The sequence below is a fragment of the Blastomonas sp. AAP53 genome (genome assembly GCF_000331245.1).
In the GTDB taxonomy this organism is placed as follows: domain Bacteria; phylum Pseudomonadota; class Alphaproteobacteria; order Sphingomonadales; family Sphingomonadaceae; genus Blastomonas.
Window position 1 is genome coordinate 126,087 of the sequence record NZ_ANFZ01000021.1, and the last position, 13,680, is coordinate 139,766.

General features: G+C 63.4%; 11 protein-coding genes. 10 read left to right on the forward strand and 1 reads right to left on the reverse strand.

Annotation, left to right across the window (positions count from 1 at the left end):
* The first annotated feature begins 148 nt into the window (after window positions 1-148).
* The 4 genes from tpiA (at window position 149) to D618_RS0116365 (ending at window position 4,183) form a co-directional block, all read left to right on the forward strand.
* The gene (tpiA, locus tag D618_RS0116350) at window positions 149-895 is read left to right on the forward strand and encodes a triose-phosphate isomerase (protein WP_017672613.1); all 747 of its coding nucleotides are present in this window, start codon (window positions 149-151) and stop codon (window positions 893-895) included.
* Between the two features lie 118 nt (window positions 896-1,013).
* On the forward strand, window positions 1,014-1,442 hold the full coding sequence (gene secG, locus D618_RS0116355) for a preprotein translocase subunit SecG (RefSeq protein ID WP_040370989.1): 429 nt from the start codon (window positions 1,014-1,016) through the stop codon (window positions 1,440-1,442).
* Between the two features lie 101 nt (window positions 1,443-1,543).
* A complete protein-coding gene (locus D618_RS0116360; protein WP_017672615.1) occupies window positions 1,544-3,181 on the forward strand; it encodes a CTP synthase in 1,638 nt (545 codons plus the stop codon).
* A gap of 318 nt (window positions 3,182-3,499) precedes the next feature.
* A complete protein-coding gene (locus D618_RS0116365) occupies window positions 3,500-4,183 on the forward strand; it encodes a Crp/Fnr family transcriptional regulator (protein WP_026091783.1) in 684 nt (227 codons plus the stop codon).
* A gap of 374 nt (window positions 4,184-4,557) precedes the next feature.
* Here D618_RS0116365 and D618_RS0116370 read toward each other — a convergent pair whose 3' ends face one another.
* Window positions 4,558-5,040, reverse strand: a complete 483-nt coding sequence (locus D618_RS0116370) for an Hsp20 family protein (protein WP_017672617.1) — start codon at window positions 5,038-5,040, stop codon at window positions 4,558-4,560.
* Between the two features lie 543 nt (window positions 5,041-5,583).
* On the opposite strand from D618_RS0116370, the gene D618_RS0116375 reads away from it, so the two are divergent.
* The 6 genes from D618_RS0116375 to D618_RS0116400 all read left to right on the forward strand — a co-directional run bounded on the left by D618_RS0116375 (window position 5,584) and on the right by D618_RS0116400 (window position 13,613).
* The gene (locus D618_RS0116375) at window positions 5,584-6,825 is read left to right on the forward strand and encodes a lipoprotein-releasing ABC transporter permease subunit (RefSeq protein ID WP_026091785.1); all 1,242 of its coding nucleotides are present in this window, start codon (window positions 5,584-5,586) and stop codon (window positions 6,823-6,825) included.
* Window positions 6,818-7,492: an ABC transporter ATP-binding protein gene (locus tag D618_RS0116380; RefSeq protein ID WP_017672619.1), complete on the forward strand. Its 675-nt coding sequence runs from the start codon at window positions 6,818-6,820 to the stop codon at window positions 7,490-7,492. The genes D618_RS0116375 and D618_RS0116380 overlap by 8 nt, the downstream gene beginning before the upstream one ends.
* Entirely contained in the window at window positions 7,489-7,965 is a 477-nt protein-coding gene (locus tag D618_RS0116385) for a glutathione peroxidase (protein ID WP_017672620.1), read from the forward strand. The genes D618_RS0116380 and D618_RS0116385 overlap by 4 nt, the downstream gene beginning before the upstream one ends.
* 103 nt (window positions 7,966-8,068) lie before the next feature.
* Complete coding sequence (locus D618_RS0116390; protein ID WP_040370991.1) at window positions 8,069-8,407, forward strand: hypothetical protein; 339 nt, start codon at window positions 8,069-8,071, stop codon at window positions 8,405-8,407.
* A gap of 41 nt (window positions 8,408-8,448) precedes the next feature.
* Window positions 8,449-11,934, forward strand: a complete 3,486-nt coding sequence (gene dnaE, locus D618_RS0116395; RefSeq protein ID WP_017672622.1) for a DNA polymerase III subunit alpha — start codon at window positions 8,449-8,451, stop codon at window positions 11,932-11,934.
* 74 nt (window positions 11,935-12,008) lie between these two features.
* Window positions 12,009-13,613 (forward strand): long-chain fatty acid--CoA ligase, encoded by a 1,605-nt coding sequence (locus D618_RS0116400; RefSeq protein ID WP_238550703.1) that lies wholly within the window; start codon window positions 12,009-12,011, stop codon window positions 13,611-13,613.
* Window positions 13,614-13,680 lie beyond the last annotated feature (67 nt).

Below are 13,680 nucleotides of genomic sequence, written 5' to 3' on the forward strand. Positions count from 1 at the left end.
CCTCGTTAAAACGCGGGCTGGCTTTAGGGGGCTTTGCCGCCCGCTTCAACCCTGACAAAGCGTGGCCGAGGCCGTGGCTGGTCAAGCGGGCCGCGATTTGCTAGCCGCCCGCTCCACAGGACCAAAAGGCAAGGGGACGGAAACCAGCATGGCGCAGCTCAGATCGTATATCGTCGGCAATTGGAAGATGAACGGCAGTGCGGCCGATGTCACGGTGTTGCAGGCCATTGCCGATGCAGCGGCAGGCCATGACGGCGTCGATGTCGGCATCTGCCCGCCCGCCACATTGATCGCCGCCTTCGCCAGCGCAGCAGGGCCGGTGCAGATCGGTGCGCAGGATTGCCATGCCAAGGCTTCAGGTGCGCACACCGGCAACCTGTCTGCGGCCATGATCAAGGCCGCCGGGGCGACCTATTCCATCATCGGCCATTCCGAACGCCGCGCCGATCAGGGCGAGAGCGATGCCGACGTCAACGCCAAGGCGCAGGCGCTGCAGGCTGCAGGCATGGGCGCGATCCTGTGCGTCGGGGAGACGCTGGACGAGCGCGACTCCGGCAACGCCATCCCCATTGTGACGGCCCAGCTTGCCGCGTCGCTGCCTGACTCGGCGGACGGTGACTGGCTTTCGGTGGCGTATGAACCTGTCTGGGCGATCGGCACGGGCCGGGTTCCGGTGGCAGGCGATATCGCCGCGATGCATGCCGCCTTGCGCGCGACGCTGGTCGAAAGGCTGGGCGAGGCGGGCAAGGGCGTGCGCATTCTCTATGGCGGCTCGGTCAATGCCGGCAATGCTGCAGAAATCCTGGCGCTGCCCGATGTCGGCGGGGCGCTGGTCGGCGGGGCGAGCCTCAAGGCGGAGAGCTTTGTGCCGATCATCGAGGCTGCGCTGCGCTGAACCACTGCGGCGGCATGGCGATCACCCCTGCACCGCGCCGGTTGCGCTGGCGGGGCGCAGTCGCTATGTGCGCCGCAACTTGAAGTCTTATTGCTGGGTCTGACCATACATGTCGTCGATTTTCCTGTTCATCACCATCGTGCAGACGCTGATTGCTGCTGCATTGGTGGGTGTCATCCTGATGCAGCGTTCCGAAGGCGGCGCGCTGGGCGTGGGGGGCAGCCCCAACGGCCTGATGTCGGCGCGTGGCGCAGGCGACCTGCTGACCCGCACCACGGCGGTGCTGGCGGCACTGTTCGTGGTGCTCAGCATCGCACTGGCGGTGATGGCAGCGAACATTCACTCGACCGGCGATATCGATACCTCGCTGCAGCGTGGCGCTGCGGCTCCGGTGTCCGATCCATTGGCAGCACCTGCTGCGCCGGGCATGCCGGCATCGGGTGATCCGCTGTCGGCGGCTGGCGCGCAGGGCGAAGCTCCTGCGGCGGCGGCTCCTGCGGCCCCGGCTGGCGATGCTGCACCTGCTGGCGAGGCTCCCGCCAACTGACATCGCGGGTCGCCGTCGCGCGATCTGTTCACAGTTTTTTGTTTCCTTGCGGATTCGCGCGCTTGTCAGCCTTGCGCGTGAACGGCTAACGAGTTGGTCCCATGGCGCGTTATATTTTCATCACCGGCGGCGTGGTTTCCTCCCTTGGCAAAGGCCTGATGGCCGCCAGCCTGGGCGCTCTCTTGCAGGCGCGCGGTTTCAGCGTGCGCATCCGAAAGTTCGATCCGTATCTCAACGTCGATCCGGGCACGATGTCGCCCTATCAGCACGGCGAAGTCTACGTGACCGATGATGGCGCAGAGACCGACCTCGACCTTGGCCATTACGAACGCTTCACCGGCGTCTCTGCGCGGCAGTCGGACAACGTGACCTCGGGCCGCATCTATCAGACGATCATCCAGCGCGAGCGGCGCGGCGATTATCTGGGCGCGACGGTGCAGGTCATTCCGCACGTGACCGATGCGATCAAGCAGTTCGCGCAGGCAGAGACCGAGGATCTCGACTTCGTGCTGTGCGAGATCGGCGGCACTGTGGGCGATATCGAAAGCCTGCCGTTCATCGAGGCGATCCGCCAGCTGCGCAACGAGATCGGCCGCGAGAACACCGTGTTCGTCCACGTGACCCTGGTGCCCTATATCGCGGCAGCAGGCGAGCTGAAGACCAAGCCGACGCAGCACAGCGTGCGCGAACTGACCTCGCTGGGCATCCAGCCCGACATTCTGCTGTGCCGCTGCGAGCATCCGCTGCCCGAATCGGATCGCGCGAAAATCGCGCAGTTCTGTAACGTTCGCAAGGAAGCGGTCATCCCCGCGCTCGATGCCAAGAGCATCTATGCCGTGCCGACGCAGTATCATGCCGAGGGGCTCGACCGCGAAGTGCTGCGCGCGTTCGGCATCAAGGATGCACCTGCGCCCAACCTCACGCGCTGGCACGATATCATGGAACGTCACGAGCATCCCGAGGGTGAAGTGACGATCGGCGTGGTCGGCAAATATGTCGGCCTGCAGGATGCGTACAAGTCGCTGCACGAGGCTCTGGTGCATGGTGGCCTTGCCAACCGGGTCAAGGTGCATGTCAAATGGCTCGATGCCGAGCTGTTCGAGAAGCTGCCCGATGATGAACTCGCCGCCAAGCTGGAGCCGATGCACGGCATCCTGGTTCCCGGTGGCTTTGGCGAGCGTGGCAGCGAGGGCAAGATCCTCTCGGTCCGCTTCGCACGCGAACGCAACGTGCCGTTCTTCGGCATTTGCCTGGGCATGCAGATGGCGTGCATCGAGGCGGCGCGGAACACATCGGGCATTTCGGCGGCATCGACCACCGAATTCGGCGAAACCGCCGAGCCGATCGTCGGCCTGATCACCGAATGGATGGGCGAATCGGGCTTGCAGAAGCGCAGCGCCGAAGGCGACCTGGGCGGCACGATGCGCCTGGGTGCGTTCCCTGCCAAATTGTCGGGCAACAGCCGGGTGCGCGGCATCTACGGCAGCGACACCATCAGCGAGCGCCATCGCCACCGCTACGAGGTCAACACCGCCTATCACGAACGGCTCGAACAGGGCGGGCTCGTGTTTTCCGGCATGTCGCCCGATGGCGTGCTGCCAGAGATCGTCGAGCGACCCGATCACAGCTGGTTCGTCGGGGTGCAGTACCACCCCGAGCTCAAGAGCAAGCCGTTCGATCCGCATCCGCTGTTTGCCAGCTTCATCGAAGCGGCGGTGGCGCAAAGCCGGCTGGTCTGACGATCGCCTGCACGCGCCGCCACTGATCGACGCGGTGCATCCCCCCATTCAAGGGGGTTAACACTCGAGAGCATTTCGCGACCAGACGTTAACTGCGTTTGGCTAAGGCAGCGTTTTGCCTCGATTTTCCGACGCTGTGCCCCAATTTACCACATCACTAGACTCGAAATTTACTCTAAGTGACATTGTTGTGCGCTGGCGCACAGCGGCGTATGTCGATTCGAGGCAACACACATCTGTCGGCGGGCACAGGGCGACTGAAGCTAAATTGCTTAGTCGGGGCCTGGTCAGACAGAAAGGAAGGGATAGGGGGCGATCATGCACGCGAATGAGCTAGCCGAATTGTTGGCCAGCCACAGCCTGTTTGCAGATTGCGAAACCGACGAACTGTCCGACATCATCCTGCGCGGGCATTTTGTCCGTTACCGCAAGGGCCAGGAGCTGATGGGCCAGGGCGATGAAGGCGACAACCTGCTGATCATCCTGACCGGTTTTGCCCGGGTGAGCATGGTGGCGAGCAACGGGCACGAGATCGTGCTCGATTATGCTGAGCCCGGCTATGTCATCGGCGAAATCGCGTTTCTGGACGGTGGGCCGCGCACGGCATCGATCGAGGCGCTGACCGAACTGACGGCGCTGTCGCTGTCGCGGCCAGCCTTCGAAGAGATCGCCGAGCGGCACGTGGCGATGCCCCGGAGGATGTTGCGGGTGATGGCCAAACGGCTTCGCCAGGCAAACGACGTGATCGAGGCGGACCGCGCCTTCACTTCGGGACCCAGGCTGGCGCGCTATCTGCTGCGCCTGATGGTGTCCGGGGCCAATGAAGGCAAGCTCAAGCTGGACCTGAGCCAGAGCGAGCTGGGGACGTTCGCGGGATTGTCACGCGAACAGATTAATCGGCAACTGTCAGCCTGGTCCGATGCCGGGTTGATAGAGCTGGAGCAGGGCAGGGTGAAGATCATCGACCGCGATACGTTGCTGGAGATATCCGAGGCTGCCTGAAGCACTGCAAGTTTTCAGTTTTCCGGGGTTGGGCAAGGTTAATGCGACCCGGCCGAACCTGGCCCCGGAGAAAACCCCGCGCCCTTGTGGCGCGGGGTCACCGGTTTCATATTTTTTTCAGGGGCAGGTGCGGTAAATGCGACCCGGCCAATCCTGTCCCTGGAAAAAGCAGCGTCCAGAGCGGGCGCGGAGGGCGGGCCTGCAAGGGTCCGCCCTCTTCTTTTGTGCGCGGTCATGCTTGGACTTCCACGTTCGAGCGAAGGTGCATGACTTTGCATCTCTCTTGATGGCAGAGGCTTGGCACGAAAAAGGGTGGGCCGTTGCCGACCCACCCCGTTCATCTTGCTACCCGTTGAAGAACAGCGATCCAGGCGTCAGGCTGCCTTGCTGTCTCCGTCTTCCTTCGCGGCGCCTTCGACGACCGAGAGCCGCGGCGCGCCGTTGATCGAGATCTTCTTCGGCTTCATCGCCTCGGGGACCTCGCGGACCAGATCGATCGTCAGCAAACCGTCTTCCAGGCTGGCATCGCTCACCCGCACGAAGTCCGCCAGCTCGAAGCGGCGTTCGAAGTTGCGGTTGGCGATGCCCATATGGAGGAAGTTGCCACGCGATTCGGCTTCGGCAGCCTTGCGGCCCGATACCACCAGCAGGTTCTGCTGGGCGGTAATGTCCAGCTCGTCCGACTTGAAACCGGCGACAGCGATGGTGACGCGATAGGCATCGTCGGTGCTGCGTTCGATGTTGAAAGGGGGGTAGTTATCGCCCTGGGCAGCCCGGGCCTGGTTTTCCAGCAAATCGAACAGCCGGTCAAAGCCAACGGTGGTGCGGCGATAAGGGGTGAAGTCAAAACGGTTCATCTTCAAAATCCTTTATATAAGCGATTTCATAGGTTTGAAGCCCGCATGTGCGGCGCTTCGGTAACGGCGAACCACCCGGTTGGCGTGGCTCACATCGCAAATCTAGGATATCGCGAAGCGGTTTCAAGATGGTTTTTTTTGTGGGTCGCACCTTGCCATACGCGTGCAATGGACGAAAAAAGAGCGTCCGGCCCCCAAGACCCGGACGCTCTTTATCAGGTCCAATCTGCGCGCTGAAAGCGTTGCCGCCGCGCTCGCAATTAGTGGACCCTGGTAACCGCCGCTTTCCCCAAAGCAACGGAAACTATCCCCGAACCCATGGCCGTAGCCGCTTGATCCGCAGTGTCATGATTCCGTAATGCGGCCTCCGACGCTAGGGTGTTTCGTGGCTTAGCGTCATTTTTGATGCTTTCTGTGGCGTCTATGCAACACGCGTGGAACCGCATCGGCCATTGTCAGTTAACCTTGCGCTGGCTAGAGCGTTCAGCAGCGCGCGGATGCTGGACCCCCAGTATCTGCCATCGGAAAGGTCCGGTTCTCTCCATCATGCTGTCCACCTTTGAATGGACGATCGCCAAGCGTTATCTGCTGCCAGGTCGCGGCGAGGCGTTCATATTCCTGGTTGCGGGCATCAGCCTGATCGCGGTGATGCTGGGCGTCGCGGCGCTGGTCATCGTGATGAGCGTGATGAACGGCTTTCGCGCCGAACTGCTCGACAAGATCGTGGGCCTCAACGGCCATGCGGTGGTCCAGGGCTATAGCGGACGGCTGAAGAACTGGCAGGAAATCCTCGCCGAGACACGCAAGATGGACGGCGTTGTCGCCGCATCGCCGCTGATCGAGCAGCCACTGCTGGTGAATTACGAGGGCCGGGTCGAGGCCATTCTGGTGCGCGGCACCGATGCCTCCGATATCGCCGACCTCAAGGAAAAGACGGTTCTGGGTTCGGTGAGCGCGCTCAAGGCGGGGACCTCCAAGGTCGCGATCGGCTCGCGGCTGGCGCAGAATCTGGGCGTGCGCATTGGTGACAGCATCACCATCATCAATCCGGCGGGCCGCTCGACGCCGTTCGGCACGGTACCGCGCGAGATCCTGTACGAGGTCGCCGCGATCGTCGAGATCGGCGTGTATGATTACGACAAGGCGTTCGTAATCATGCCGATCCGCGATGCGCAATTGCTGCTGCTGCTGGGCGATCAGGTGGGCATGATCGAGGTGACGACGCGCGATGCCGATCAGGTGCGGCAGATCCTTGCCCCGCTCGAGGAAAAGCTGCGCGGCCAGGCGATCATCTCCGACTGGCGCACGATCAACGCCTCGCTGTTCGAGGCGCTCGCGGTCGAGCGCGTGGCGATGTTCATCGTGCTGTCGATCATCATCCTGGTCGCGGTGTTCAACATATTGTCCTCGCTGATCATGCTGGTGCGCGCCAAGACCCGCGACATCGCGATCCTGCGGACCATGGGCGCGAGCCGCAAATCCTTGCTCAAGATCTTCATCACCGTCGGGCTGATCATCGGCTCGCTGGGCACATTGGCGGGACTGGGGCTGGGCTTTGTGTTCCTGTATTTCCGGCAGAGCATCGTGCTGTTCGTGCAGATGGTGACCGGGCAGGAATTGTGGGACCCGTCGATCCGTTTCCTCACCGAACTGCCCAGCCGCACCGATCCGTTCGAGGTGCTGGGCATCACCGCGATGGCGATGATCTTCAGCTTCCTCGCCACGCTCTACCCGGCGCTCAAGGCGTCCTCGACCGATCCGGTACAGGTGCTGCGTTATGAATGATGCTGTCATCCACCTGACCGATGTCCGCCGCAGCTTCGCGCAGGGCGGGGTTACCATCGATGTGCTCAAGGGTGTCGATCTGGCGGTGCAGCCGGGCGAGATCGTCGGGCTGCTGGGGCCATCGGGGTCGGGCAAATCGACGATGCTGCAAGCCGTGGGGCTGCTCGAGGGCGGCTTTACCGGTTCGATCCGCATTGCGGGCGAGGAAGCGTCCAAGCTGAACAGCAACGGTCGCACCTTGCTGCGCAAGACCGCTTTGGGCTTTATCTACCAGTTCCACCATCTGCTGCCCGATTTCACCGCGCGGGAGAATGTCGTGCTGCCGCAGCTGATCATGGGGCAATCGCGCGAAGCCGCGTCGGATCGCGCCGCAGAGCTGCTGACGCGGCTGGGGCTGGGCCAGCGGCTCGATCATCGGCCGACGCAGCTTTCGGGCGGGGAGCAGCAGCGCGTTGCCGTAGCGCGAGCGCTCGCCAACCGCCCGAAGGTGGTTCTGGCCGACGAACCGACCGGAAATCTGGACGAGGCGACCGCAGACATGGTGTTCCAGGAGTTCCTTCATCTTGTAAGGGAAGAGGGCAGCGCGGCATTGGTGGCCACCCATAACGAAAGACTGGCCACGCGCATGGACCGGGTTGTCCGCCTGCACGATGGAAGGATCGCATGAACGTTTTCGAATTCACGATGCCGCTGCCCGATGGCAGCACCAAACCGCTTTCCGACTATGAAGGGCAGGTGCTGCTGATCGTCAACACCGCGTCGAAATGCGGTTTCACCCCCCAATACGAGGGGCTGGAAGAGCTGCATCGCGCATATCAGGATCGTGGCTTCGAGGTGCTGGGCTTTCCCTGCAACCAGTTCGGCGCGCAGGAACCGGGCGATGCCGAAGAGATCAAGAATTTCTGCTCGCTGACCTATGACGTCACCTTCCCGCTGTCGAAGAAGATCGCAGTGAACGGCGAAGAGGCCGATCCGCTGTGGAAGTATCTCAAGAGCCAGCAGGCCGGGCTGATGGGCAGCCGCGCGATCAAGTGGAACTTCACCAAGTTCCTGATCGACCGCAAGGGCACCGTCGTTGCGCGCTATGGATCGATGGTGAAGCCCGAGCAGCTCAAGGCGGACATCGAAAAGCTGCTGTAACCAGCCGCTCTCGACACGCGAATTTCCGGCTGTATTCTCGCGCCATGCCTGCATGTGCAGGCGTGACGGAGGGCTGGCACATCGGCCAATGGGGGAGCCGTACATGATCGAAGCCATCAGCACCTGGGCGAACGAACTGGGGGCGCAATATGGCGTCAATCCTTGGATTTTCGCGTCGATCTATGTCGGCGCCATCCCGCTGTTCCTCGCCAGTATCGCCTGGCTGGTGCGCAACGCGCGCGCCGGCAAGCCGACGCTGCTGCCGGTGATGTGCGCGGGCGCGTGTTTCGTTTCGGCCTATGTGTATCTGGCGATTGTCGGCAAGGACATCCCGCTATGGGTCTGGTTCTTCCTGGGCGCGCTGATCCTCTATGGCATCTGGTCAACCGTACGCGATGTGCGGCGCAAGATTGCGGCGCAGGATTTATCCACCGGCGAGTGATCCCGCTCCCAGAATCGCAGCGAAGGCGGTAGCATTACCCCATGGCCTATGAACCCTTCGTCCCGCTGCGCGTGTTCTCGGCATATACCATGCTGGAAGGCGCGATCGAGCCCAAGGCGATCCCCAAGACCGCCCATGCGCGCGGATTTCCCGCGATCGCGCTGGCCGACCGCAACGGCCTGTACGCGGGCATGCAGTTCGCCGATGGCTGCTTCGACAGCGGAATCCAGCCGGTCATCGGCACATTGCTGTGCGTCGCCCGCCCCGATGTTGCAGGCTCCGCGCCGGTGCTCGACTGGCTGGCGCTCTATGCGCAGAACGCGCAGGGCTATGACAATCTGTGCGATCTGGTGTCGCATGCGCATCTCGACCGTCCGCTGGAGCTGCCCGCGCACGTGCCGTTCGACCGGCTGGAGGGCCGCACCGAAGGCGTGATCGCGCTGACCGCAGGCGGCGAGGGCGCGCTGGTGCGCCTGCTCGCAGCCGGCCAGTCAGACGCAGCGGAAAGCTATTGCGACAGGCTGCAGGCGCTGTTCGGCGACCGGCTGTATATCGAGTTCTGCCGCCGGGGCGAGGAGATCGAGACGCTGGCGGAAACCGCCCTGCTCGACCTCGCCTATGCGCGCGACCTGCCGATCGTCGCGACCAACCCGGCCTGCTATTCCGACCCCGGCTTCCATCCCGCGCATGATGCCATGCTCTGCATCGCGCGCGGCGAATATGTCAGCGCTGCCAACCGCGAACGCAGCTCGCCCGAGGCATGGATCAAGTCCGCGCCGATGATGCGTGAGCTGTTCAGCGACCTGCCCGAGGCGCTGGCGAATACGTTGGTGGTCGCGCAGCGCTGCGCGTTCGCGCCGCCCAAGCGCAAGCCGATCCTGCCGAGCCTGGCCGGCGATCTCGAAGGCGAGGCGGCGCAATTGCGCGCCGATGCCTTTGCCGGGCTGGAAATGCGGCTGTCGACTTATACCGAGCAGAGCGAGGAAGAGCGCAAGGCGTATTTCGAGCGGCTCGAGTTCGAGATCAACGTCATCGTCGGCATGGGCTTTCCCGGTTACTTCCTGATCGTGGCCGACTTCATCAAATGGGCGAAGGATCACAACATTCCGGTGGGCCCGGGCCGTGGTTCGGGCGCGGGCTCGGTCGTCGCCTGGGCGCTGACGATCACCGATCTCGATCCGATCAAATTGGGGCTGCTGTTCGAACGTTTCCTCAACCCCGAACGCGTGTCGATGCCCGACTTCGATATCGACTTCTGCGAAACGCGGCGCGGCGAGGTGATCCGCTATGTGCAGGCCAAATACGGCCGTGATCATGTCGCGCAGATCATCACCTTCGGAAAGTTGAAAGCGCGCGCAGTGCTGCGCGATACCGGCCGCGTGCTGCAGATGGGCTATGGCCGCATCGACGGCCTGTGCAAGCTGGTGCCCAACCACCCGACCGATCCGTGGAAGCTCGACCGCGCGCTCGCTGGCGTTGATGAACTGCGCCAGCAGTATCGCGACGATGCCGAGGTCAAGCGGCTGTTCGATCTGGCGATGCAGCTCGAAGGCCTGCCACGCCACAGCTCGACTCACGCCGCCGGCGTCGTCATTGGCGACCGTCCGCTGGCGCAGCTGGTTCCGCTCTACCGCGATCCGCGCTCCGACATGCCGGTGACCCAGTTCGACATGAAATATGTCGAGACCGCAGGGCTGGTGAAATTCGACTTTCTGGGCCTCAAGACGCTGTCGGTGCTGCACAAGGCGACCGAAATGCTCGCCAAGCGCGGCGTCACGGTGGATCTGAGCACGTTGCCCTGGGACGATGCCGGGGTGTTCGATCTGCTCAAGCGCGGCGATACCGTCGGCGTGTTCCAGCTGGAATCCGAAGGCATGCGCCGTACGCTGGCGCAGGTGAAGCCGACCGCGTTCGGCGACATCATCGCGCTCGTCTCGCTCTATCGCCCGGGGCCGATGGACAACATCCCCAGCTTCGGCGCGCGCAAGAACGGGCGCGAGACGATTACCTATCCGCACCCGCTGCTTGAGGATATCCTCAAGGAAACCTACGGCATCATCGTCTATCAGGAACAGGTGATGCAGGCAGCCCAGGTGCTGGCCGGTTACTCGCTCGGTGACGCCGACCTTCTGCGCCGCGCGATGGGCAAGAAGATCAAGGCAGAGATGGACCAGCAGCGCGGACGGTTTGTCCAGGGTGCAGGCGCCAACAATATCGATGCCAAGAAGGCCAACGAGCTGTTCGACTTGATCGACAAGTTTGCCGGCTATGGCTTCAACAAGAGCCATGCTGCGGCTTACGCATTGCTCGCCTACCAGACCGCCTGGGTGAAGGCGCATTATCCGCACGAATTCTACGCGGCATCGATGTGCTTCGACATGGCGCAGAGCGAAAAGCTCAACATCTTCGTCGATGACATGCGCCGCATGGGTGTCGCCTGCCTGCCGCCGTGCATCAACGCCAGCGAGGCGGAGTTTTCGGTCGAGCAGACCGCAGATGGCCTGGCGGTGCGCTATGCGCTGGCGGGGCTGAAGAATGTCGGCGAGAAGGCGATGGAAGGCGTCGTTGCCACGCGGATGGCGGGCGGGCCGTTCAAGTCGCTGGGCGATTTTGCCGATCGGATCGACGCCGGCCAGGTCAACAAGCGCCAGATCGAAAGCCTGTCCGCCGCTGGCGCGTTCGACGGGCTGGGGCTTGAGCGCTCTGCCGTGCACGGCGGTGCGGACATGGTGCTGGCGGTTGCGGCCGAGGCGCATCGCCAGCGGATCAGTGGGCAGGGCGGGCTGTTTGGCGATGTCCAGCAGCCGGGCCAGTCGCTGCGGTTGCCCACGTCCAAGCCCTGGGCGACAGGCGAGGCGATGACATACGAACGCGATGCGTTCGGTTTCTTCTTCTCCGCGCACCCGGTGACCGAGTTTACGGCGGTGGCCAGGGCGCAGGGCGCGCGCCCCTATCAGCAGGTCGTCGAGACGATGGATGTGCGCGTCGGCGAGCGCAAGACCGCCAAGGTTGCAGCCCTTGTCGAAGGCTGCAACCGCCGCCAGAGCAAGCGCGGCAGCACGTTCGTGATGGTCGATCTGTCGGACGAAAGCGGACAGTTTTCCGCCAGCTCGTTCGATGACGATGTGGTCGCATCGATGCCCGAATGGGCCAGCCAGTCGGCGTGTCTGCTGATCGAGCTGGAGTTCGATCGGTCAAGCGAGGATCAGGCCCCGCGCGCCACCATTCGCCGGGCCAGGCCGCTCGACCAGATCAAGGTCACGCTGCGGCACAAGGCGAAAATCGATGTGCAGCACCCCGATGCGCTCGCAGCATTGGCCGAGCTGGTCGGGCAGGCCGGTGGCGGTCAGGACGAAGTGCACGCCCGGCTGCTGCTGGGCGAAGGCCGGGTGATGCCGGTATGCCTGGGCAAGCGGTTCCAGCTCGATGCCAATGCGCTCGAGGCGTTGCGCGCGATCGAGGGGCTTTGCGTCCGCGATATCGAATCCCATACCGCATCTCGTCCCGAACTTCGTCTCGTCGGTTGACTTAAGTGCCGCTTCGGGGTTTCTGATCCGCAGGAAACCGGCCCCATTGAAGGGCCTTGGGTCAGGAGAGAATGATGATCGTTGGTGGAATGCAGGACTTTGAACTTCGCGTGATGCGGTTGCTCGATCATGCCGAACGCGAAAGTGGTGCCCGCGAGATCGTCAGCCGCTGGGCCGATGGCAGCCAGACCCGCACCCATTGGGCGGGCATCGCGCGTGATGCGCGGCGGCTGGCGAGTGCGCTCGTCAAGCTGGGCCTGCAGCCGGGCGACCGCGTCGCCACGCTGGCGATGAACCACAGCCGCCATCTGGTCACCTGGTATGGCGCGATCGGCATGGGGGGCGTGATCCACACCATCAATCCGCGGCTGTTCGAAGAGCAGCTGGAGTACATCGCCAATCACGCCGAGGACAAGGTGCTGTGCTATGACGCGGCGTTCCAGCCGATCATCGACAAGATGAAGGACCGCTGGACCACGATCGAGCATTATGTCTGCTTCGATCCGCCCGCCGGATCAGCGGCGCAAGGGTTCGAGGCGCTGCTCGAGACAGGCGATGCGGACTATCGCTGGCACGAGGGGCCCGAGCGCGATCCGTGCATGCTGTGCTATACCTCGGGCACGACCGGCAACCCCAAGGGCGTGCTGTACGAGCATCGCTCGACCGTGATTCACGCGCTGGCCGAAATGCAGCCGGCGGTGTTCAGCCTGTCGCCGCAATCGGTGGCGCTTCCGGTGGTGCCGATGTTCCACGCGGCGGCCTGGGGCTTGCCGTTTGCAGGCGCGGCTGCGGGGATCAAGTTCGTGTTTTCCGCAGTCAACGATCCTGCGGTTCTGTGCGACCTGATGAACGACGAGAAGGTCACGCATTCCGCCGGGGTTCCGACGGTGTGGCTGGCGATGTTCCAGCATATCGACAGCACCGGCAAGAAGCCCGAGCATCTGCAGGTGGTGACCATCGGCGGCTCTGCTGCGCCGCGCGCGATGTGCGAGCGGATCATGAAGATGGGCGCGCGGATGAACCATGCCTGGGGCATGACCGAAACCTCGCCGATCGGCACGATGGGCGCGCCATCGCCCGATTGGGACGATCTGAGCTTCGACGCCCAGCTCGATCTGGTGACCAAGCAGGGCCGCGCGCCCTTCGGCGTCGAGCTGCGCGTCGTCGATGACGAGGGCAATATCCAGCCGCGCGACGGCAAGTCGAGCGGACGGCTGCAGATCAAGGGGCCGTGGATCATCAAGCGCTATTTCAAGGCGGAGGCCGACGCGCTGACCGAGGATGGCTGGTTCGATACCGGCGACGTCTCGGTCATCCACCCCGATGGCGTCATGCAGATCACCGACCGCGCCAAGGATGTGATCAAGTCAGGCGGTGAGTGGATCAGCTCGGTCGATCTGGAAAATGCCGCCGTCGGCATGGCGGATGTCGCCGAAGCCGCAGCAATCGGCCTGCCGCACCCCAAATGGGACGAGCGCCCGCTGCTGCTGGTGGTGCCCAAGGCGGGCACGAACCCGACCAAGGAGGCGATCCTCGATCACCTCACGCAGCATGTCGCCAAATGGTGGCTGCCCGATGACATCGTGTTCGTCGACGAACTGCCGCACAGCGCCACCGGCAAGCTGCTCAAGACCGCGCTGCGCGATCAGTTCAAGGACCACGTGCTGCCGACGGTGTGAGGCATCTGAATTCCTCCCCCAGCTTGCTGGGGGAGGGGGACCGCCCGCGCAGCGGGTGGTGGAGGGG

Bases quoted from the DNA above. Each gene is read 5' to 3' on its own strand.
- D618_RS0116385 (WP_017672620.1), top strand. From the start codon at position 7,489: ATGAACGTTTTCGAATTCACGATGCCGCTGCCCGATGGCAGCACCAAA.
- tpiA (WP_017672613.1), top strand. From the start codon at position 149: ATGGCGCAGCTCAGATCGTATATCGTCGGCAATTGGAAGATGAACGGC.
- D618_RS0116400 (WP_238550703.1), top strand. From the start codon at position 12,009: ATGATCGTTGGTGGAATGCAGGACTTTGAACTTCGCGTGATGCGGTTG.
- dnaE (WP_017672622.1), top strand. From the start codon at position 8,449: ATGGCCTATGAACCCTTCGTCCCGCTGCGCGTGTTCTCGGCATATACC.
- D618_RS0116380 (WP_017672619.1), top strand. From the start codon at position 6,818: ATGAATGATGCTGTCATCCACCTGACCGATGTCCGCCGCAGCTTCGCG.
- D618_RS0116390 (WP_040370991.1), top strand. From the start codon at position 8,069: ATGATCGAAGCCATCAGCACCTGGGCGAACGAACTGGGGGCGCAATAT.
- D618_RS0116360 (WP_017672615.1), top strand. From the start codon at position 1,544: ATGGCGCGTTATATTTTCATCACCGGCGGCGTGGTTTCCTCCCTTGGC.
- D618_RS0116370 (WP_017672617.1), bottom strand. From the start codon at position 5,040: ATGAACCGTTTTGACTTCACCCCTTATCGCCGCACCACCGTTGGCTTT.
- D618_RS0116365 (WP_026091783.1), top strand. From the start codon at position 3,500: ATGCACGCGAATGAGCTAGCCGAATTGTTGGCCAGCCACAGCCTGTTT.